A 22223-nucleotide genomic window follows, 5' to 3' on the forward strand; every position below is an offset into this window, starting at 1 on the left:
TGGTGTTGTGGTATAATTAATTTGATTAGTTCAAGGTTTTCTGCAAAAACTTGCTCATGTTATACAAAACATTGCAAATCTTTTCAAAGATAAAAAAAATGCCTCAACCTTTTAAAAGTTGAGGCTTTTTAATCTCTTTAAGTAGCTATCACTACTGACTTTTAGGTAGATATGCTTATTTTACACGTGGTAAAATTTTTCGTTTAAATATATGTAAAATGAAGGTTTTGCCTTCTTTTATCTCTTCGTAAGTATCCACTAATTCCCATCCTTGGCGATCCATCAAATTGAATATTTCGACTTTACTATTAAAAAATAAAGGTTTTCTGTTGGCGTCTGTTACTTCTTGTTCTCTTGGTGAATTACCTTGTCCATAATCAAGAAAAACAGATAATTTGGTTGCAAGCCAGGCTTTTTCGGCTTTAATTGTGATATAATTCACATTTCGAATAGCATTCAATGATTGACCGTTTACATAGATTGTCTGAGCCTTGGCAAACACGATTCCTAAAAGCCAAAAGCAAAGGGCAAGCATAATTTTTTTCATTGCAGGTAGGGTTATTACGATTAATGGTTTACGAAAAAGTATATGAGGAAGATGCTGAAAACTCGTTATTTCTTAGGTAATATTTCTATGAGCTAGGCTTCTAAAACCTCAAATGGACATGAAATGAATCAACTTACAAGTTAGAGGATTCTTCAGTTTTTACAAGAAAATTTATCATTTTAGTTGGTTTGAAGGGCGAATAAGATGTAAAAATAAAAGACCGAACGTTTTTCGGGGGGCGTTCGGTCTTTTCTCTGTTAAAGTTTACAATTCGATAGCATGAGATGAATTATTAACTTATTACAAAATTGGTAATAATTACTCATAAATAAAATAAGTATTACTACTCAATTTAGTGGTTTATTACTAGAAAAAGAAAACAAGAATATAGTTTCTGAAAAAAGGAGCTTTTGTCAAAGTTTGCTCAAATGTGTATCTTTATCATAATCTTCATCTATTAACCTTTATCTACATGCTACAAAAAATCAAACGTAACATAGCGCCTATTGTGCTTAATGCTGCTCTTTTCATTGGTATTTGGATGCTTCTGTTCAAAAAGCCCGATTACTTAGCGATCTCGGTCAAGGACGTTCAAAAACCTCAATTTTACGTTGACACCGCTGCTACTTTTCATGACTTTGTGAGTTTACCCCTAAAAATAGAAGGTGAGCTAGATGCGCCAGCCTATATCGAGATTCGTGATTATGATAATCCAAACTATATTGTACATAGATTCAACTTGAAAAAGGGAAAAACAGTCCTAGATTATAGTATTGATTACTACGGAAGAGGCTTTTTAAGGATATCGTACAAGCCGTATGGTGTCAAAAAAGGGCATTTGGTGATAAAAGTGGCTACCATATAAAACAGGAGCCATCTATCATAATTTAGTGATTTACTATTGAGTGAATGAGTGATTATTTTTAATAAGAAACCAGTAGAGACGCAATGTTTGCGCCTATATTGCGAGAATAAAAATTTTAAAATAATCACTAAATCGTTAAACTTTATATCAAACAATCTCTTCCTCAAAGGCTATGAAATTAACGAGTTTTTGTTGCTCGTTAAAAATAGGCTCTATGCGAACATCACACCAATAAGGTTCGCCATCTTTTCGATAGTTGATGAGTTTTCCTTCAAACTTTTTTTCTTCCAATAAGCAGGCCTTAATAGCTGACCTTGTAAGTGGGTCGGTTTCTTTTCCTTGCAAAAAACTAGGTTTCTTTCCTAAAGCTTCTTGTATCTGATAGCCAGTCATATTAGCAAAACCATGATTTACCCATTGAATGGTTTGTTGCCCATTGGTAATTACTACAGCATGTTGAGGGTCTTGAATAAACTCTCGGAAATGATACAAATCAAAATCCCATTTTCGCACGTGCGCCATTCGACTTACGCACTCATATTCATGCAATAATGCATCGCTGAGTCTTGCAGGGCGACGCATAAATTCCATGCCAGTCAAAATTGGCATAGAGGTGTTTACACTTGAAAAAGTGTCGCAGAAGGTTTTAGGACTAAGTTGCATCATGGTCTTCAAAATGGTTTTTGATTAGAGACTTTATACAAGTGTTGCACAAACATTGTCCATCGTATTTTTTCAAACTCAACTGTCTCAATTGTTGGGTTTGTTCGTAGTTCAATGTTAATTGTTGACAATCGCAATGCGTTATATCGTCAGCTTTACATTGAAATGGTTGTTGGCAACGTGGACAATGGGTATGTATCTTCAACATTCTACCAATGATAACTCTAAAAAATGATAATTGTTATGAACTAATTTTTCTCCCTGAGTTACTTCAATTGACTGTTGAAACAAAGGACAATCTAATACTACTGTATGAAACTCTCCGTTTTCGCCACAAACATCTACTCCTTTTTGCTCCAAATCTTCCACTGTCTTGGCATCGATGATTCTTCCTAAAAAAGATGCGCCCAACGTATCATTACAAGATACAATCATGGTTTTGATACCAGCAGAAATCATGGCAAAAACCAATGCTTTACGGTCCTGTTGCCAAAGCGGCAAGTGACAGTTGAGCTGTGCCTCGGCACAAACCTTTTCTTCCCATTCACGATGTGGCTGCAGGTCTATATCTCCAAAAACGGCATCTGTCAATTGGTATTCTTCAGTCAGCGACTTGAGACGAGCGATATATTTTTCGGTATAATTTTCCCAAGATGTACTAATTGTAACACTTGGACAACCAATAGCTTTGGCTTGCGCTTCCAGAATAGCAGGGCTCAAACCATGCGAACGCGAGCGATCGCCCCATTCGTTGAGTGTTGTAAAAATTACGGTAGGTCGTTGATTCATTTGCATCAAAGCAAAACAAGAATCTTTTCCACCAGACCAAGAGCAAAGGAGGTTCATAAGTAAAGTGACATAGTGAACAGGCACAAAGGCACAGAGTTTTTTCACTATGCCACTTGGCACCTTTGCGCCTGTTCACTCTATTATCTTTAAAACTGGATATTCAATTCAGAAACAAGTACAAGGAGTCTTTTCACTTTACCACTTTGTGCCTCTGAGCCTGTTCAATTTAATGCCTTTTTTAAAACTAGATATTCAATTCAGATACTTCAAAGTAAACTCTTTTCACTTTGCCACTTTGTGCCTGTTCTCTTTAATGCCTATTTTAAAATTGGATATTCAATTCAGAAACTTCAAAGTAAACTCTTTTCACTATGCCACTTTGTGCCTTTGTGCCTGTTCACTTTAATACCTATTTTAAAACTGCAAACTCAAACCAATACTTGCATTGAATTGGCGGGTTTGATAGCCTGTGATTTCTACAAATTTGGTATTCAAAATGTTTCTCAAATCAGCGTACGCTTTAATTTTTGAATTGATGCGATATTCACCATATACATCTAATAACTGATACGCATCCAAGTCTACATTGATAGATTTGAATTGGTCGTTATCATAGTAAGTATCTTTACGAGCACCTACGCCTCTCAAAGTTGAACTCACATACAATTTTGAACTAGCCTGATATCCCAAACTCAAGGTAAAAGCATTTTCAGGACGACGAATCAAATTTTTGTAAGTCGTGTCTTTTCCTGCCACTTTGGTTGTTAGCTCGCCAATTTGATGCGTATAGGTAGCCGAAAGATTAAACTTGCCTAGCTGTGCTTGAGCGTCTAATTCCAAACCTTTACTTGCTTGCTTGTTGAAATTAACATACTTGCCATACGGCGCAGTATTGATTGACTGGAAAATAATCACATCGTTGATGGTTGTATTGAAATACACCGCACGGAAATAGGATTGTTGGTTATTGCTAAACAATTGGAGTCCGCCTTCTTGTGTAAATGATTTTTCGGGATTCAAGGCTGTATTGCCGTAAGGAGAATACAATTGATACAACGTTGGCGACTTGAAACTTGAGTAAAAGTTAGCTAATACTTTTAAGTTTTTACCCAATAAATAATAAGGATTGAGCGTGTAGGTAAAATTATTTCCGTACAAAGAATGATGATTGTAACGACCACCTGCTTCAGCGCCAAAACCACCCAAATTATTCAGGGTAAACGAGGTATAACCACTCACTTGATTTACATTGGCTAAGGCATCACTTAGTGGTGCATCTTCATAAGGACCCCAATCACTGATAGATAAATAGGTTTGGTTCATTTTCTGAGCACGATATTCTGCACCGACCAGCCACGTTATATTTTTACCCAAACTCCAACTACCATATAATTCAGCATAGTTGGTTTTAGCACCATAATTACTTGCCGAATACTTGTCATACGCATCAGGAGCCACATAGTTAGAATCGTTGATATAGCTACGTTTGAGGTCGTTGTAGTGATAATTGGCCACTAATTTTCCTCCTCCTACAAAATACTCCGCGCCTACTCCTATCTGTGTGCTTCGGCTATTTGCGACAAAGTCTTTATCATCACTAAATGCACCATTATCAATGTCGGCACGATAAGTTTCGTTTGTTACAAAAACTTTGGTTGTAAGATTGGCACCAAATTTTTGCTGAAACTGAGCACGAAACGCATCTTGATTAAAAGCATCTTTTTCGTTCAGATTATCATCTTTTTTATTGGCCGCTTGCGAAATACCTTTTGAGTACAACTTGGTATATGCTACGGCATAACTTGAATTTTTACTCAACGTACCACTCAAATTCAATGCACCTTTCCATGTACCATAACTTCCACCCGAAAGATTAGCTTGTGCGCTAAATGGCTTAGCACTCGCTTTTTTACGAATAATATTTATTACTCCACCTACAGCATCCGAACCGTAAAGGGTGGATTGCCCTCCTTTCAAAATCTCAATTCTTTCGATTTGGTCGATTGAAATAACGTTTAAGTCAAAATAATTACCAATCGTAGAAGGGTCATTTAATGGAATGCCATCCATCAACAACAAAGCATAGCCATTACTTAAGCCTCTAATACTAACTTCTTGGTTTGCGCCAAGTGTTAGTTGAGAGCCTACTACCTGCATACCTACTTGCTGATTGAGGATCTCTCCAAGTGATTTGCCTACATTCCGCTCCAAAATTTCTTTGGAAATAACGGTTAAAACTTTTCCTGTCTGTAATTGCTTTTGGGGTACTTTATTGGCAGTAACTACAACTTCGTTAAGGTTTGTTACGTTGTTTTGAGCCATACTCAGGCTTGCCACACAAAGTAATCCCGAACAGAAAAATAAAGATTTAAACATTGATTTGATAATTGTTTTCTAGCTAAATATCAATTCCTAAACCTATAAAATAGGTTTGATGATTGGATATAAAAGAATAGAAAATGAACAGAAAAGCGAACGCTCAGCAACAATTCATCCACCGTAAATTGTACCAAGAATAGATAAAAAGGCAGGTCTCCTGACTTGTTTCATCGACTCCGAGCCTTCCCGCCGCAAGGGCAGTGGCCATGAAGATTGAATTCGACACAAAACGAAACTTACAGTTGCGGGGACAGTTTAGGTTTTTCACCTAATTCCCTATTAAGCTTTGACACTTCCTAGATTTGAAGCATAAAGCACCTATATCTGCCACAAAGGTAGTGAATTGTGATTGAGGGAATTAGAGATTCTTGAATTCTTTTCAATTTTAGAATCTCATTTTATGGCTACTAGCGCATTGGTTAAACAGGTTTTAGAAATTATCATAGCCTAAATTGCTTAACTTTACCTTTATAAAATATTCAGTCAAAATTGCCTTATGGAATTCAGAACGCCAATAAAGATAGAAAAATCGCCCTTTCAGATACAACTTCAGTCCAAAGTATTGACGGTCGGTTCATGCTTTGCGCAAGTTATTGGACAAAAGCTTGAAGAAAACAAAATTGCTACCGAAGTCAACCCTTTTGGTACTTTGTTTAACCCCATGTCGATTTTCAAACTTTTGAATCCTAGCTATCAAAACGTCGACGAGCGGCTGTTTGTACAACACCAGCAAACATGGTTTCATTATGATTTTCACTCACAGTTTTTTGCAACTCAACAAGCGTCTTTAAAGGAATTATTGAATCATAACCTAGCAAAAATTCAGATTCAGCAATATGATTTCTTGGTTTTGACTTTCGGAACTGCATTTGTACATCAGCTCAAAGCTACGCCAAGCTATGTAGCCAATTGTCATAAAATGCCTGCAAGTTTATTCGAAAAGGACTTGTTGAGTGTGAAGGATATTTGTAAAAAATTCGCCGAGGTACACAAAGCAATAAGCGAACTAAACCCTTCCTTAAAAATCATTATTACCGTTTCGCCAGTGCGACACACCAAAGAAGGACTAGCCGAAAATCAATTATCTAAATCAATTCTCCGAACTGCCTGTCATTACTTAAGCGCTGATTATGAAAATGTTACGTATTTCCCGTCCTACGAAATTATGATAGACGACCTCCGTGATTATCGTTTTTATAAAGCCGATATGATTCATCCGAATGAAGTGGCGGAGCAATATATTTTTGAGCAGTTCGTAAAAACCTATTTCTCAGATGATTTACAAGCTTTTTTGCCCAAATGGCAACAAATTAAAAAAGCTTTGACTCACAAACCTTTCGATATTACATCAGAAGCACATCAGAAGTTTTTAAAAAATGTCTTAAAACAATTAGAGGCAATAGAAAGCCAAGTAGATGTGTCGGCAGAGCAACAGCAGATTTTATCGCAAATCTCGAAAGGGGTTAATAGTTAACTGTATATTCGTTATTTGTATTGAAAAATTTGAAGAGAAATATAAACACTCACTCAATAAAAAATCACTAAATCACTCAATAAAAAAGCCCCAGTGGTTAGCTGGGGCTTATCAGAGCTTCAAAGTTAAATAGTTGTTTTGAGTTTAGTAAATTAATCAAATTGGTACTTTCATAGTTTGTCACTTGTGGTGACCCTAAAATTTTATCATTTTAAAATTCGCTCTGAAAATATCTTTAAAAGCTTCTATCCGTTTCAGGATTCAAATCTTTTGTTAAATCAAATTGTTTTCTCTAAGCTAGAGAATCACTTTATATTTTGTCGAGATTGTTTTTGAATATTGCTAACTGTTTAGCGTTACAAATGTAATAGCATTTTTTGAATAAAATATAATTTTAACAATTTTTTTTTAAACAAAATGAACAAAAAATTCTACACTCTCTTTTTTTACCAAAAACTAATCTTGGATTAGTACTAAAATATTCTTTTAGAGAAAATGCCCTTTAAGTCATGAATTTCGCTTAAAACACCCTCAAAAAGCAGATATTACCCCATATAAAAAAAATAAATCCTTTCCCTAGAAGAGAAAGGATTTAAAAATTATCCAAAAACAATCTCAAAAAAATTAAGTCCCTTTCGGTAGGCCTAATATTTAGGTTGAAGGTCGAAACCTTCGATGTGCATTAAACCATTTCACTTATTTTTCTAATACCACGATAGAATTTACGAGGTATTTATCATTAGCGGTACGAAGGTTATATACCTTTTCGACCGTACGATAGTCTGAATTAGTTGAAAATACTTTATAGCGATTAAAAGTATGCGTATCGCTATTGTACATCAAAACTTGTTCGCCCACTTTCAACTTACCTAGTTTAGCGTGACCAGTAGTTGTCATTACTGGATGGTTGGCTGTACCTTCCAATTCCGTTAGTTGGAAAAGTGGTTGTGTCGAAGCAAACGCTTGGTCTTCGGCATCGCTCAATAATACTTTTACGATTCCAAAAGACTTATTATCGTGCTCGATTACTTCATCGACAAGCGTTGTTTCAGCTTGGTTTGTTATAGTGTTATAAGACATCACAACTTCACCCGCTTTTACTTCTGCAATAGACTTTTGTGAACCATCGGCCATTGTTACGACAGCCGTCTCAGGAAAACAATATTCGTATTTGTCTTCTGCGCCATGCTCAGCACCTGAAGCGCCACCTGTAAACTCTTTTGCCAATACAAAAGCTACACATGAAGAAAATCCAGAAACAGCTTTTTCGCCATCTTTTAGGTCATCAATGTATTTGCCCCAAACTTCTTTTTCTGCCATTGGATTAGGAACTACTAAACTGATTTTTTTACCGTCCTTTGGCGTTGTAAAAACCATTAAGGAGCCCATTTCCTTCATTTCGGCAGTTTCTAAGACTTTGTATAAATATATACGACGCTCTTTTCCATCTGAAAATTTGAAGATGTATGGTGGGTTGCTGTTATCCAATACGTAAGCTCCCTCTTTAATATATGTATCCTTGTCAGGATTTTTGACTGCAATTTTCTTAAGCGCATCATAATCAGCATTTTTGATTCCCACTTTAGCTACTTCTTGAGCCTTGGCGAAAAGAGTTGAGCAAACTAAACCAAATACTAATAATACTTTTTTCATACTGAATAATTTTGGTCTTCAATAATGAAGCACTTGATATTGTAACAAGTGGTTGAGGGGTTTTGAACCTCGAAAATAACTCATCACTACTGAAAACTTGTGTAATAGTTATTTGAAATACAGCATTATTAAATCAAAATTATCTTACAATTATAAATATAATAAATTATTGATTATCAAATAATAGTATCTCAAATTTTTTAAAATAATTTTAATTAAAAAGTAAAAACACAAGGTCAAAAATTCTTACGATGCATTGACACGGCGGTGAATTTGATCTACCACAGCTTTGGCCGATTCTAACGCTCCTGCCATCCAAGCGGTAAGGTGTGTGGTATGTTCTCCTGCCATGTAAATCTCATCATCAGGCTTAATCAAGGCTGGATACAATCTTTTGCGTTGTGCATCGGTATATTCTGCCCAGCCTCCTTGCGAATAAGGAATTTTTTGCCATGCCAACGAAAAGGAACTTTCAAATTCGGTAGCATATTGCGGGTGAATTTTACTTCCTTGTTCTAAGGCTGCCTTTTCTCGTTCGGCAATGGATAAATTACCCATTTTAACGGCTCGATCATGGAAATTGTAATAGCCTTTCAGTAAACCTTTCTTACCCATAAAGTTGTAGGAAGGATAAAAAATTTGGGTAATATCCATATTGGTACGAGAAATACCTCCAAATATTTTATCGTCTTCCTCCCAGAATCTACGCTTGAACTGCAACCCAATTTTACCAGTATTCATGTAAGCCGTAAAGTCTATTGCACGACGAATATCTGATGAAAGGTCTGTTTGTATATTGCGTAATACAGGTAAAGGAATTGTACAAATACAATAATCTGCCTTGAGTTCTTTTTCTTGTCCAGCTTTATCTTTATACACTATCCGAACACCTGGCTGTGTTTTTCGAATTTCTTTTACTTCAGTTTGATATTGTATTTTTCCATCAAGACGCTTTGCAAACTCATACGGGATAGCATCCATTCCTCCTACGGGCTGTAACATAACTGGTTGCTGATTGAAAGTATATTCACTTACATTCGAAAATGCAGGGTGAAACAACCCGCCAGCAATAATGTCATGTAACGAGTGAGGTTCTGCCAATTGTGGGATTTGGTCACCATACCCACCCTGACGCAAATACCCGTGTCGTTCTGAGCCTTTGTATTTTTTGGTAATATCCAAATCACATTCCTCTTTCAGATATGCAATGAGTTTGTCGATATCCTCTTTGGTCAAATCTTGGTCTAGGGCTTTTTGGTCAGCCGCCTTTGCCAATAATTCTCCTGTGTATCCACGAACGTCGGCATGAATTTCACGAATTTTTACTCGTTTGCTTGCCAAAGGACCTGTTCCATTATCGCTGTAGTAATAAGCACCCTCGTTCATATTCATGAATATTTCGAGCGGAATATTAAATTCACGACAATAATGGAGCGTCGTTTCGTGATTGTGCGGAATACGTGCCGCACCACCGTTTAAATAAAGTCCCTTATCGAATTGTGCCGTTTGTGAGGGACCTCCAATTTCAGTTTCTGTGGTGCCACCTCTTACAGTCCAAACACGTCCACCTGGGCGACTGCGTGCTTCTAGTACTGTAACTTGATAGCCTAATTTTGTTAACTCATAAGCCGAACATAATCCAGCTAAACCTGCTCCTAGGATAATAATTTTTTTATCGGCCTTTCCTCTTTGCAAATCCAAGGGTTGTGAATTTGCTTCTGGAATCATTCCTAATCCTAACAAAGTCAAATAGCTCGTAGCACCTGTTCTTTCTATAAAATCTCTTCGCGTCATAATGTTGTGTCTTAATAATTGAAATGCTTGATTTGTACTTTGCTGATAAACAAACTTTGATTTTTTATTAGAAAAAAATATTAAAAATAAGAAAATCAATTGGTTACTCAACAATCCAAATCGATGACTTTTATCAATTATCTAAGAGGCGATTTTCGAGAAAGCTTCAGCAAATGCCTTCATTTCGTCCATGGTTCCAATAGAAACACGGCACCAGTGTTGGCGGTCAAACTCCCATCTTCTTACCATAACGCCCTCTGCCATAAGCTTACTCATAAGGTCTTGTCCTTTCATTTTGATTGGGAACAACACAAAATTTGCTGAGGATGGAATATAAGAATAACCTGCTTTTGTCAAGAAATCATAAAGGTATTTCTTTGATTCCGCAGTATTCGTTAAGGTCAAGTGTTGGAAATCTGTATCTTTCAAAGCCGCAACTGCTGCTGCAAAAGAAGGAACTGAAATATCAAAACCTCCAGAGCAATACGGTGCAATTGTTTTTAAAATTTCTGGCTTAGCAATAGCATAACCCACACGCAAACCAGCAAAAGCGTATAGCTTAGACATAGTACGCAAAATCAATACATTTTTACCTGCATTAATCGATGCCACCATACAGTCCGTCTTAGGATTTTTGGCGTAATCAATATAAGCCTCATCAACCAGCACAGGAGTTTTGTCAGAAACTTTGTTGATAAACGCAGTAAGCTGATCTGCTGGCAACATAGCGCCAGTCGGGTTATTAGGATTCGTAATATATACCAAACTTTGTGAGCCATTCAAGCGACCCGCAATAGCATCTAAATCATATTGATAATCCTTAGTCAATGGCACTTTTTCCATTGGGATTTTTTCTTCATTACCTGAAATATAGCATGGGTCGCCACAGATAATCTTTCCTTTCAAACCATAAGCCACCATAGAGGCTGTCAACAACTCTGAAGAACCAGCACCCAATAAGATATAATTTTCAGGAACACCTTCTTTTTCTGCAATCAACTTCACCAACGCCGCACGGCTTTGCATACCGTAGCGATTTGATACCCCAACAGCCTCAATTAATGCCTCTTTAGTTTTTGCCGACGGCCCCCAAGGGTTTTCATTCGCACCCAAGCGAGCCTTCATTACCACAGGAGGATTGATTCCTACAATCGAATTTTCTAACTGAAAATCAGGCGACAAACTCATTTGCAACTCTCTTCTTACAGTTGGATTTGCTTGTGCACGTTGGATATAGGTTGAGGCTGCGCTCAAACCTGCGGTAGCTATAAGACTTTTTTTGAGCCAATCACGGCGATTGATATTGAATGACATGGTAAGACGTTGTTTTTGAAGTGATTTGAGTAATGATAGTCTATTTATCGATAAGCATAATGCAGTTGAGTTTGTCGATGTGATCACAATAATCTTTAACGCAGGACTGTCATTATTACCTTGTTTTACTTTAAAACAAAACCTCATACCTAGTATGAAATTCTGCAGCTTGATATGGTTATTTTAGGGTTTTATATCCTATTCGTCAAAATTGAGAAACTTGTTGCGAGAGAATTCTAGAAAGTCGAATGAGCAGAAATGTGCGAAGGACGCCCTTCTAGAATACTCACAAACAACATGAACAAGCATTAGGCTAAAATCCATGCGCCAAAATATGCGCCAATGGCAGCCAACAACATTTTAAGGTAGTCTGAGAGTTTGAGTACTGTTTTCATAACACGTCTTAGTTAGTAGTGAAACAAAGGATGAAGTACGGCTCTAGCTTGTTGATTATAATTTGATAGTTAAGGGAAAAAAATGAAACAGCATATAGCACTTTTTCAATAAGACAAATTTATCAATAATTACAAAAACAACATTAAAAACTGTTTAATTTTTAATAAATTTTTACAAAAATTAAAAAAATAGGTTTTGAAAAATCACATAATGCATTTCATTTGTGTAAAATTAACAAAAATAGGATTAAATCAAAGCATCAAAGAGAAGATATTTTAAGATATGCGCAAAACACAAAATTGTATTATTTTAATATTTTTTTTACTTGCAATGCTTTAAGCGCTAAAACTAAGTCTAAATCAAGCTATCAACATGGTGTGATATCCGAAGGTAATTGTAGCAATGAATTTGAGTGGATTTTTTAGGCTATAAAAGAATGAAACATTTCGGAAAGAAAAAGACCTGTAAAATACAACTTCACAGGTCTATTAACTATGTAGCTCGGCAAAAGCTGATAAGATTGTAATCAAGTCAATTCTACAAAATGGGTACGAGTCCAGATGATTGCCCCAATCACCTGTCGTAGGCAAGGCGTTACATGTTGTAAGCGATGAAATATCGCTGTGTTTAGAAGACGATGGCATTACTTATTAAGCACTAACCAATGTCAACAAAACAAATAACATAATTAACACCACTGGAGGTAACTTGTCTAAATGTTTCATAACCTGTCTTTTTTTAAAGGGTGAATACTGAGTTTAATAAGGGTATCTATTTATAGGATGTTCTATAAAATTCGTATCAATATAGTCAGAGATGGACTCCTACCGACTAGCCTAAAACTTTTATAAATTGAAGCGATTTTGGGATTGTTTGAGGAACTAAACTAATCTAGGGAATACTACTTAGTAGGTCTGTTTACACTCTTTTTAGCTCTACTTAAATCAGTATTATATTTTGTGTTTTTGGAAAAAGCTTACACTATTTTACGAATAAATTCTAAAAATCAAAATATAATTCTAAAGTTTTCGATGTTTATCCGTGCTTTTTTGAGATAAATAGAGGTATCATTTTTATAAATTTAACTATTCAAAGAATTTATAAAACATATTCATCTGACGAGTATTTTCTTAAAGATACTTTGAAGTAATACAGTCTTCAAAATAGCAGTAAGCATTTGTACTTAAACGAGTTATCTTGCAGAGGTAATACCACTAAAGTAAAAGCCTTGGGGCTTGAGGCTTTGGTTTTAACAAATTAATCTTCAAATGACCTGTTACTTAATTTTTGCTTTTAGTTTAGCTATTTTACAACTGAAATCGATATATTAGAGAAACCTTCTATCCTAGAAGACTATCAATTCGTTATAAACAACTTTTACCTTATGCAAAAAGACGATATAGAATTACTAAAATATCCGATTGGACAGTTTGAAAAACCCCATGAAATAACAGAATCTATACTAGCAGAGTGGATTCTTGACATTAAAAGATTGCCTCAACAGCTTACGGATGCGGTTGAAGGTCTCAACAAAGAACAATTGGCAACACCTTACCGACCTGACGGCTGGACAGTCAGACAAACCGTACACCATGTAGCCGACTCACATATCAATGCTTATACCAGATTCAAATTAGCTCTCACCGAGAGTATTCCTACGATAAGACCCTATGAAGAACAACTTTGGGCAGAGCTATCTGATGGCAAAAATGCCCCTATCGAATGGTCATTGACTTTATTGGAAGCCCTACACCTGAGATGGGGAATGTTGCTTGAAAATATGACAAGGGCCGATTTTAATAAACAATTATTTCATCCAGCTACACGCCACACCAATCCATTGAACGTAATGGCAGGTATGTATTCGTGGCATGGGCGACACCATGTAGCGCATATTATAGAACTACGCAAACGGATGAATTGGTAAAAACAGAATAAGGGCAATACAAATTATTTCTTCAGGGATTTTCTGTTCAAAAAGGTCATTTGAGCTCTATCGCCTATTTATTCGTATAGAATTAGAAGTTTTTTCCTATCTTTACCTGTTTTTGCAAAATTCATCAACTATAAAACTAAGCACTAATCTCGGTCTAATTACATAAAACATGGAACGCTTTACAGGACTAATCGGAGTTGTATTGATACTAGGAATCGCCTATTTGATGTCGAACAACCGAAAGGCAATCAACTACCGTACAGTTGGTGTGGGACTAGGTTTACAAGCCTCACTAGCTATTTTTATTTTAAAAACTGACCTTGGTCAAAACATTTTTCAATGGTTAGGTGAAAAAATCAAGCGCCTATTAGAAATGTCAGACAAAGGTGCCGAGTTTGTATTTAGTCCATTAGTAAAGCAAGAGCTTTTGGGTAAAGTATTCGGTCCAGAAAATGGATTTATTTTCTTTTTTAAAGTTGTACCTACAATCATCTTTGTGGCAGTATTGGTAAACATCCTCTATCATATTGGTTTGATGCAACGTGTAGTTGCGGTAATGGCCAAAGGTATGAAGTGGTTGATGGGAGTAAGTGGTGCTGAAGCGGTATCAAACGTAGCAAGTACATTTGTTGGACAGGTAGAAGCTCAAATTATGATTAAACCTTACCTCAAAGGAATGACCAATTCGGAGCTTTTAGCTTCGATGACAGGTAGTTTTGCTTGTATTGCAGGCGGTGTAATGGCGACCTACATTGCTTTGGGTGTACCTGCACAGTATCTTTTGGCAGCAAGTATTATGGCAGCACCGGGCGCTTTGGTGATTTCGAAAATCGTAATGCCTGAAACAGAAGAATCAGAAACTCAAGGGACAGTAAAACTCAAAGTTGAAAAAGCTCACGTTAACTTAGTAGATGCTATTGCTGGCGGTGCTAGTGACGGTTTGAAAGTAGGTATGAATGTTATCGCGATGTTGATTGGTTTTATTGCTTTAATCGCATTGTTAGACTTGATTTTGGGTAAAGTTGGCTTTATGATTGGTTTGCCAGAGCTAAGCTTCAACTTTATTTTGGGTAAATTATTTGCCATTTTTGCTTGGGCTATGGGTGTTCCTTCTAAAGACATTGAAGCAGCAGGCGCCTTGATGGGTACTAAAATGGTGGTAAATGAATTTGTCGCGTATCTCGACTTGATTAAGCAACAGCATACGTTAGCACCAAAAACGATTGCTATTACCAGCTTTGCGCTTTGTGGTTTTGCCAACTTTAGCTCGGTAGCTATCCAAATTGGAGGTATTAGTGAGCTAGCGCCTAGCCGTCGTGCTGATTTAGCAAAACTAGGTTTCAAGGCTCTAATTTGTGGAACATTAGCAAGTTATTTGTCGGCAACTCTAGCAGGACTTTTATTGTAAAAGAAAGTTATTAGTTAACAGTATATCAGTTACTTGAATAAACTCATAATCAGAAGGATACAATTAATAGATACAGTATCAAAAAAGGCGTTCGAAATAAGATTTTCGAACGCCTTTTTTGATACTATATCTCAGAATCACACCTCTTTAGACGCAACGCATTGCGTCTCTACTAGTAAAATTCATATTAAAAATATTCACACAATTCATTCAGTTATAGATACTAGAGGAAACTCCCCTCTATCATGGCGCTCGGCCATATCAACATAATGTTGAGCACCAAGCTTCATCTTTTCAGCTTGCTCAGGAGTAAGCTGACGAATAACCTTAGCTGGCGCCCCGACAGCCAAAGAATAATCAGGAATTTCCATTTTTTCGGTCACAAGTGCGTGAGCACCAATGATACAGCCTTTTCCTATTTTGGCTTTATTCAACACCGTAGCCCGCATACCAATCAGCGAGCCATCGCCAACTATTGCACCATGTACAATAGCGCCATGACCAACTGTAACCGACTCGCCTATGATAGTGGGATCACCTGGGTCGGCATGTAACACTGCGGTATCTTGAATATTGGTATTATCGCCAATAATAATTTTTTCAACATCGGCACGAATCACAGCGCCATACCAAACCGAAACGCCCTTCCCGAAGGTAACATCTCCCATCACCGAAGCATTAGGAGCTATAAATACTTTTTCCATAGTTTTTTGTTTTAAATACTTTATAATCAAGCTTCTCTTAGTTTTTTTAACTTTCTTAACACGAACTAGAAATAATCGCTTCCTAGAACCTCTAGCTTGAAAAGTACATTCATTATGTAGAAGATTTGTAGCTAGATTTTCCTACAGAGATTTAATAAATCGTCTAATTGTTCACAAGATTATACTCTCAACCCGGTATGTCCTATCCTCTAACACACAATATATGGTAATTGATTTTGGTTAATGAACTTAGAAAATTAACCAAAGAACCATACTCGTGGGTCACAGATGGTAAGTTTTCGGTATATTGCACCTCTCTCATCTTAACCTATTATTCAATGACTACACAAGAAAAAAATACTATAATCGATTGGGCAACCGTAGGAGTAATTATTTCATGGGCAACATTTTGGTTATTCCTTTTATCTCCTTTCGGACTGCTTGCTTGGCTTGCCATTTTAGTTTATCTAATCATAAAAAAAAAGGTACCGAAATGGTATCTGATACTCTCCGCTTGGTTTATTGTACCACTCTTTGCTTTTCTTTTTAGCACTTTCCAATACTTCTCTGGAACGGCCTGCTTGCTAAGCATTGGTGGCCCAAAATTGTTTTATGGTATTGATCGAGAAACAAGGGTAGAATCCGTTTCATCTGGTTGTATTCCCATAGGCTTTGAGCTTTTTGTTTTCCCTGCCAACAATACTGCCATTAGACTTTGGACGAATCTTTTGGGATTTCAAAAAGGCTCATATAAGGGCTTTTTCCCATCAGAGGATGAGGCCATCAAAATAATTGAATCTGCTGATACCATCGATGTCCAAGAGCATGGTCAATTTTTACGCTTTCTTTCTGATAGACAGAATGTAGAACTCGATGCCTCGAACATTGAAAGACTTCAGAGTTTTGAGCATTATAAAAATCCGTTGACAAAAGTAATCGGCAAAACTATCAATCAACAGTGCTTTGTATTCCAGTGCTTAGATACGACAACAGAAGAACGGAAGACTATTTATCTGGTAGATATCAAGCAAAACAAGTTACTACAAACATATTTTAACAGTTACTATTAAAGTTTTCACAACTGATTTAAGACTTAAGGTCAAGTATCACCTATGTTTATTAAAGTATTCTTTTCTCTGTTTTCAATTACAGCACCCAGAACATTCGATATTATGTTGTACATCTCGAGTGCCAATACACAAGACAATCTTCACCAAAAAGCATAAAAGATCATTTTCTCCGTATTCTACACAGTAAAATATGTTTTGTACTCATAATGTACATTTTACATTTCAGAAATTATGAGAAATCGACAACCTATTACCGATTCTTGCTTTTCAGGATAACAAATACCAAGTATAGTGTTAAATTTAAGGGCAAATTCCCAATTTCTATTTTTATTCATATCAAAAACTCTTTTTATGAAAAAATTACTTTTGGTCATGTCTTTGTGTTTGCCATTAGGAAGCTTCGCACAAGAGACTGTTTCTTTGAATGATTTATCATTCTGGAAGCCAACGGGTAAAGCCAACTGGCAAATCGCTGGTGACGTAACTGCCGACCTCACAAAAAATGAAACAATGACCACTCAGGCTGGAAAAGGCATTTTGGTCAACCTCCCTGACGCCAACAACCGTGCAAATTTATTGTCTGCTGCCGAATACGGAGACGTAGATGTAGAGTTTGACTTTATGATGGCATCTCATTCTAACTCTGGATTTTATTTACAAGGACGTTACGAAATCCAATTGCTTGACAGTTGGGGCGTAAAAAAGCCTGCTTATGGTGACTGCGGTGGTATCTATAAGCGTCGCAAATTTATTCCACAAGAATACCTTTATGAAGGTCATGCACCACGTATCAATGCTTGTTTAGCACCAGGTTTGTGGCAACATATGCAGATTTCTTTCCAAGCACCTCGTTTTGATGCTGCTGGTAAAAAAATCGCAAATGCTAAGGTGATTTCTATTAAGTTAAACGGTTATGTTCTACATGAAAATGTAGAATTGACTGGTCCTACAGGCGGCCCTATCTCTGAAGATGAAGCTCCACTTGGTCCATTTATGATTCAAGGTGACCACGGTGCGGTAGCTTTCCGTAACTTCAAAGTAGCTGACCTAAGTGGTAAACCTGCTGTAATGGCACCTATCGCTTACAAAGTATTCTATGGCAAATTTAAGGAGCCAAAAGATTTCCTTTCGAAAAAACCAGATGCTACAGGTACTATCAATACTTTGTCTTGGGATGTAAGTAAGCAAACCAATGATTTTGCTCAAATCTTCACAACAACCCTTGATGTTCCGAAAGCAGGAAAACATTCTTTCGAATTCCAACTTGCGGGCAAATATTATGTCAATGTAAATGGTAAAGAATTGTTGCCAGATGCGTGGACTTTCTCAAGAGATAAACGTTTTGCAGAAATGGACTTACCTGCGGGTAAAGTTCCAGTAGAGATTACTGTATATAAAACAGATGGTTGGATGCCTCCAATCTTGGGTATGTGGGTACAAGGCCCAAGTTTCCGCTCAACGGCTTATCATAGCTTAGCTTCTACCTTGGCAGGACCTCCAGCAGATCCAATTTTGTTAGATGCCAAAGAACCAATCGTATTCCGTTCGTTTACAGACCTTTTCAAAGAAGGTAAAAAATTGAAGCGTGTGGTTCACTCAGTAAATGTAGGTAACCCAAGCAACTTGCACTACACTTATGACCTAGACAACGGTGCTATCGTTCAAATCTGGAAAGGTGATTTCTTGGATACATCTCCAATGTGGGATGACCGTGGTGATGGTTCTTCACGTGCTCGTGGAGCCTTGTTGACTTTGCCTGATAGTCCAGTATTAGTTGCTAGTGCAGACAAGGGTACTTCTACAGATACTCCTGCCGAAGCAGCAGCATACCGTCCATTAGGATATGACTTAGATGCGAATGACCTTCCTACTTTCCGTTACAAAATGTTGGGTAGCGATGTTGAAGACCAGATTCGTGTTACTGAAAATAAATATTTGACTCGTACTTTGAATATCAAAAATCCAGCGGGACAAGTAGTTCGTTTGGCTTTGGGCAACGAAATCAGCAAAGTAGCTGACGATACTTATACAGTAGACGGCAAAAGCTACTATATCAAGGCTTCGGGTGCTACGATCGAATCGGTAGGTGCTCAGAAAGTATTGACTGTACCAGCTTCAGAAAAAGTACAGTACGCAATTATGTGGTAATAATTGGTCTAGGTAAGCTGATAAAATAAATGCTTACATAGGACGTAGATTCACTACTTTTTTAAGCTAAAAGAAAACCTTTTGGCATGAAAAACATCAATTTTGACTTTCAAAACAATGAAAATAAAATCTGTATTCAACTCAGTATCTAAGGCACTCCTATTGGCAGGATGTATGAGTGCTGGGGCTTTTGCTCAAGATGGCCCAACTGAAAATGATTATTACAAAATCGTAAAAGTACCTATCCCTGAAGGTATCGTTCTTGAAGTGGGAGGTTTGGTAACTTTACCTAATGGCGATGTTGCAGTGTCAACACGTCGTGGAGATGTGTATATCATCGAAAACCCAACTTCAACCAAGCCTGTTTATCGTAAATTTGCAAGTGGTTTGCACGAAATTTTGGGTTTAGCTTACAAAGACGGAAGCCTTTACTGCGCACAACGTGGTGAGTTGACGAAATTGGTTGACAAAAACGGCGATGGCAAGGCAGAACGCTATGAAACGGTATATGCTTGGCCTATTTCTGGTCACTATCATGAGTACTCATTTGGTCCAAAAGTTGGTCCAGATGGTGCATTCTATGTAACTGGTAACGTTGGTTTTGGTAACTCAGACTGGTGGGCAGGAAAATCTCTTGTACCTTGGCGTGGATGGACTATGCGTATTACCGAAGATGGCAATATGCAACCTTATGCGGCTGGTATGCGCTCTCCTTGCGGTATTGGTATGTTGAATGGCGAATTTTTCTATGGTGATAACCAAGGTGACTGGATGGGTTCTGGTTTTATCACTCATGTTGAAAAAGGAGATTTCTTGGGTCACCCTGCTTCATTGCAATGGGCTAGCCGTCCTGAATCGCCAGTGAAGATGCGTGCGGATATGATTTTCTCAAAAGTTGATCCTCGCGACGATCCGAAAGTAAAACCTGAATATGTGAAAAATGAGCCAATGACTACCATTTATGAAATGGCTCATAAGACATATCCAAACATGAATATCAAATCACCAGCAGTATGGTTGCCTCACGGGGTATTAGGAGTGTCTACTTCTGAAATCATCGCTGACGAAACGAGTGGTGCATTTGGTCCATTTGCTGGTCAAATCTTTGTAGGTGACCAAGGTATGTCAAAAATTGCTCGTGTATTTCTTGAAAAAGTAAATGGACAATACCAAGGTGCTTCTTTCGACTTCCGCTCTGGCTTCCGTTCGGGTGTATTGCGTATGTCATGGGGTACAGACAAAGGTATGTATGTAGGTGGAACCAACCGTGGTTGGGGTTCTGTAGGTAAAGAAGATTTCGGTTTGGAAAGATTGGTTTACACAGGAAAAACTCCTTTCGAGATGAAAGCTGTTCGCGCTATGCCAGATGGTTTTGAAATCGAATTTACTATGCCAGTTGATAAAAAGACAGCAGAGGATGTAAACAACTACGATGTATCGAGCTATACTTATAAATACCACCCAGTGTATGGTAGCCCAATTGTAGATCGTAAAGATAATGCTGTACGTGGTGCAAAAGCATCGGAAGATGGTTTGAAAGTAAGAATCGTAGTAGACGGTCTTCGTGAAGGTTATATTCACGATATCAAGCCAGAAGGTGTTAAATCTGCGAAAGATGGCTTGGCATTGTTACACGGAAGCGCTTACTATACTTTGAATAGTATTCCTACTGGTCCAAAAGCAAATATTACGTTGGTAACTCCAAAAACAAGAGCTCAACGTGAAAGAGTAGATGCGGGTGCGGCTGCCAATACACCAGATAATCAGATGAAAGAAGCAGCTCCAAGTACTGAAGGTATGAAAGGTAGCGCTAAACCAAAAGCTGGTGCTAAAACTGCTGCGGTATCGTCAATTATTTCTGACAAAGAAGCTATGGCATTGTTGACAAAACATACTTGTTTGGCTTGTCACAAAGTAAATGAGCGTGCTGTAGGTCCTGCTTATTCGGAAGTAGCAAAACGTAAATATACCAATGCTCAATTGGAAGCTTTGATTGCAGAACCAAAACCAGAAAACTGGCCAGATTTTGCAACGCCAATGGCACCAATGAGTCATGTTCCTAAAAAGGATATTCAGAAAATTGCTGCTTGGATCAACAATCTTAATAAGAAATAGATTGTAACCCAAAGTATAAATCAAGCAAACGCGGCTACCCCTTTGGAGTAGCCGCGTTTGTTTTTAAAGGTATTCAATGGGTCTCAGTCACAAATGTGAGTTATTGCTATCCTCTAACTACTTTAAATAACTTAGAGAAATGAGGAAGCAAATTCAAACGACCATTCACTTTTATTAGCCCCTCTGAAGCATACGATGATGCCAAACCTATTGGGTCTTTGATAAAATTCTGAAATGCCGAATAGGACATCTTAATCGAGTTTTCACAATGCTCAGCAGCATCTACATAACACGTTGGTACGCCTGTCGTATCAACAATCCACTCTCCTTCGCGCTCGCCGTGGATAATCAAACGAAGTTTCATTGGATGCAAAGAAGCTACGCTTGGATTAGCAATTAAAGCATCTGGAAAGGTGCGTTTGAAAAAATCGTGAATATCAATCATGGCTCTGTATTAAGGTTTAAAATTAAACAATATAAATTTAGGCCTCTCGGTTGGGAGAGACTATGGAGGTAATTTCTAGAAAGCAATTATCGATTCTGACTATAACATAGTTTATTTACAAGACGGTAACTACGTTAATCAAGTAAGGAAAGAATATACTGAGCAAATTACAATTAAGGCGTTTCGGACTTTAGAGAGCATTCTTTGATTCTGTGTGTTAGTAGTCCGAAAGAAAGGGAGTTAGAATGATTGAGTATGTTTTTGATTATTATAATTATCTAAACTCCTAAAATAAATATAGGAATTTTACGGTTAAAATCCAAGAAATTATGCAAAATAACACCTATAAAATATAATTTTTCTAATTTTATATAAAAATATTCACATTAACAGTTATTCTTTTTGAAGTCATCTTGACTTTTGGTAGAATTGCTTAAAAATAAAAAAGGTTGCTGATATTTGTTTTGCGAACCATACCAAGCAACCTTTTATGTACTACGTACTCAGCAAAGATATAATAGAA

The 22223-nt window shown here is 37.2% G+C and carries 17 protein-coding genes and 1 riboswitch; of the genes, 7 read left to right on the plus strand and 10 right to left on the minus strand.

Annotated elements, in window-relative coordinates; genetic code table 11:
- Positions 1-175: 175 nt before the first annotated feature.
- Positions 176-547, minus strand: a complete 372-nt coding sequence (locus QM524_RS20330) for a hypothetical protein (RefSeq protein WP_095161476.1) — start codon at positions 545-547, stop codon at positions 176-178.
- A 472-nt stretch (positions 548-1019) separates the two neighbouring features.
- Between QM524_RS20330 and QM524_RS20335 the strand changes: the two genes are divergently transcribed.
- Complete coding sequence (locus tag QM524_RS20335; RefSeq protein ID WP_283345959.1) at positions 1020-1412, plus strand: hypothetical protein; 393 nt, start codon at positions 1020-1022, stop codon at positions 1410-1412.
- A 147-nt stretch (positions 1413-1559) separates the two neighbouring features.
- Here QM524_RS20335 and QM524_RS20340 read toward each other — a convergent pair whose 3' ends face one another.
- The 4 genes from QM524_RS20340 to QM524_RS20350 form a co-directional block, all read right to left on the minus strand.
- Positions 1560-2078, minus strand: coding sequence for a PAS domain-containing protein (locus QM524_RS20340; RefSeq protein ID WP_095161474.1), 519 nt, complete (start codon positions 2076-2078; stop codon positions 1560-1562).
- The gene (locus QM524_RS26040; RefSeq protein WP_388047023.1) at positions 2065-2283 is read right to left on the minus strand and encodes a cysteine-rich CWC family protein; all 219 of its coding nucleotides are present in this window, start codon (positions 2281-2283) and stop codon (positions 2065-2067) included. The genes QM524_RS20340 and QM524_RS26040 overlap by 14 nt, the downstream gene beginning before the upstream one ends.
- The gene (locus QM524_RS20345) at positions 2277-2921 is read right to left on the minus strand and encodes a Dph6-related ATP pyrophosphatase (protein WP_095161671.1); all 645 of its coding nucleotides are present in this window, start codon (positions 2919-2921) and stop codon (positions 2277-2279) included. The genes QM524_RS26040 and QM524_RS20345 overlap by 7 nt, the downstream gene beginning before the upstream one ends.
- Positions 2922-3278: 357 nt before the next feature.
- A complete protein-coding gene (locus QM524_RS20350) occupies positions 3279-5240 on the minus strand; it encodes a TonB-dependent receptor plug domain-containing protein (RefSeq protein WP_283345960.1) in 1962 nt (653 codons plus the stop codon).
- 133 nt (positions 5241-5373) lie between these two features.
- Positions 5374-5580: riboswitch (cobalamin riboswitch) on the minus strand.
- A 159-nt stretch (positions 5581-5739) separates the two neighbouring features.
- Between QM524_RS20350 and QM524_RS20355 the strand changes: the two genes are divergently transcribed.
- On the plus strand, positions 5740-6717 hold the full coding sequence (locus tag QM524_RS20355) for a GSCFA domain-containing protein (RefSeq protein WP_283345961.1): 978 nt from the start codon (positions 5740-5742) through the stop codon (positions 6715-6717).
- A gap of 696 nt (positions 6718-7413) precedes the next feature.
- Here the strand turns inward: QM524_RS20355 and QM524_RS20360 are convergent.
- The 3 genes from QM524_RS20360 to QM524_RS20370 all read right to left on the minus strand — a co-directional run bounded on the left by QM524_RS20360 (position 7414) and on the right by QM524_RS20370 (position 11478).
- On the minus strand, positions 7414-8370 hold the full coding sequence (locus tag QM524_RS20360) for a Hint domain-containing protein (RefSeq protein ID WP_095161469.1): 957 nt from the start codon (positions 8368-8370) through the stop codon (positions 7414-7416).
- Between the two features lie 246 nt (positions 8371-8616).
- A complete protein-coding gene (locus QM524_RS20365; protein WP_283345962.1) occupies positions 8617-10164 on the minus strand; it encodes a flavin monoamine oxidase family protein in 1548 nt (515 codons plus the stop codon).
- A 141-nt stretch (positions 10165-10305) separates the two neighbouring features.
- Entirely contained in the window at positions 10306-11478 is a 1173-nt protein-coding gene (locus QM524_RS20370) for a pyridoxal phosphate-dependent aminotransferase (protein ID WP_283345963.1), read from the minus strand.
- A gap of 1780 nt (positions 11479-13258) precedes the next feature.
- Here QM524_RS20370 and QM524_RS20375 point away from each other — a divergent pair.
- A complete protein-coding gene (locus QM524_RS20375) occupies positions 13259-13801 on the plus strand; it encodes a YfiT family bacillithiol transferase (protein ID WP_283345964.1) in 543 nt (180 codons plus the stop codon).
- A 178-nt stretch (positions 13802-13979) separates the two neighbouring features.
- Positions 13980-15218 (plus strand): NupC/NupG family nucleoside CNT transporter, encoded by a 1239-nt coding sequence (locus tag QM524_RS20380; RefSeq protein ID WP_095161466.1) that lies wholly within the window; start codon positions 13980-13982, stop codon positions 15216-15218.
- Between the two features lie 206 nt (positions 15219-15424).
- On the opposite strand, the gene QM524_RS20385 is transcribed toward QM524_RS20380, so the two are convergent.
- Complete coding sequence (locus QM524_RS20385) at positions 15425-15922, minus strand: gamma carbonic anhydrase family protein (RefSeq protein WP_283345965.1); 498 nt, start codon at positions 15920-15922, stop codon at positions 15425-15427.
- A 338-nt stretch (positions 15923-16260) separates the two neighbouring features.
- Between QM524_RS20385 and QM524_RS20390 the strand changes: the two genes are divergently transcribed.
- From QM524_RS20390 to QM524_RS20400, 3 genes are all read left to right on the plus strand, one after another.
- Positions 16261-16992, plus strand: coding sequence for a hypothetical protein (locus QM524_RS20390; protein ID WP_283345966.1), 732 nt, complete (start codon positions 16261-16263; stop codon positions 16990-16992).
- Between the two features lie 351 nt (positions 16993-17343).
- A complete protein-coding gene (locus QM524_RS20395) occupies positions 17344-19140 on the plus strand; it encodes a 3-keto-disaccharide hydrolase (protein ID WP_283345967.1) in 1797 nt (598 codons plus the stop codon).
- A 117-nt stretch (positions 19141-19257) separates the two neighbouring features.
- A complete protein-coding gene (locus QM524_RS20400; RefSeq protein WP_283345968.1) occupies positions 19258-21255 on the plus strand; it encodes a c-type cytochrome in 1998 nt (665 codons plus the stop codon).
- A 106-nt stretch (positions 21256-21361) separates the two neighbouring features.
- Here the strand turns inward: QM524_RS20400 and QM524_RS20405 are convergent, their stop codons facing one another.
- Positions 21362-21700: a hypothetical protein gene (locus QM524_RS20405; protein WP_095161463.1), complete on the minus strand. Its 339-nt coding sequence runs from the start codon at positions 21698-21700 to the stop codon at positions 21362-21364.
- Positions 21701-22223 lie beyond the last annotated feature (523 nt).

The sequence above is a fragment of the Flectobacillus roseus genome (genome assembly GCF_030056595.1).
Lineage (GTDB): Bacteria > Bacteroidota > Bacteroidia > Cytophagales > Spirosomataceae > Flectobacillus > Flectobacillus roseus.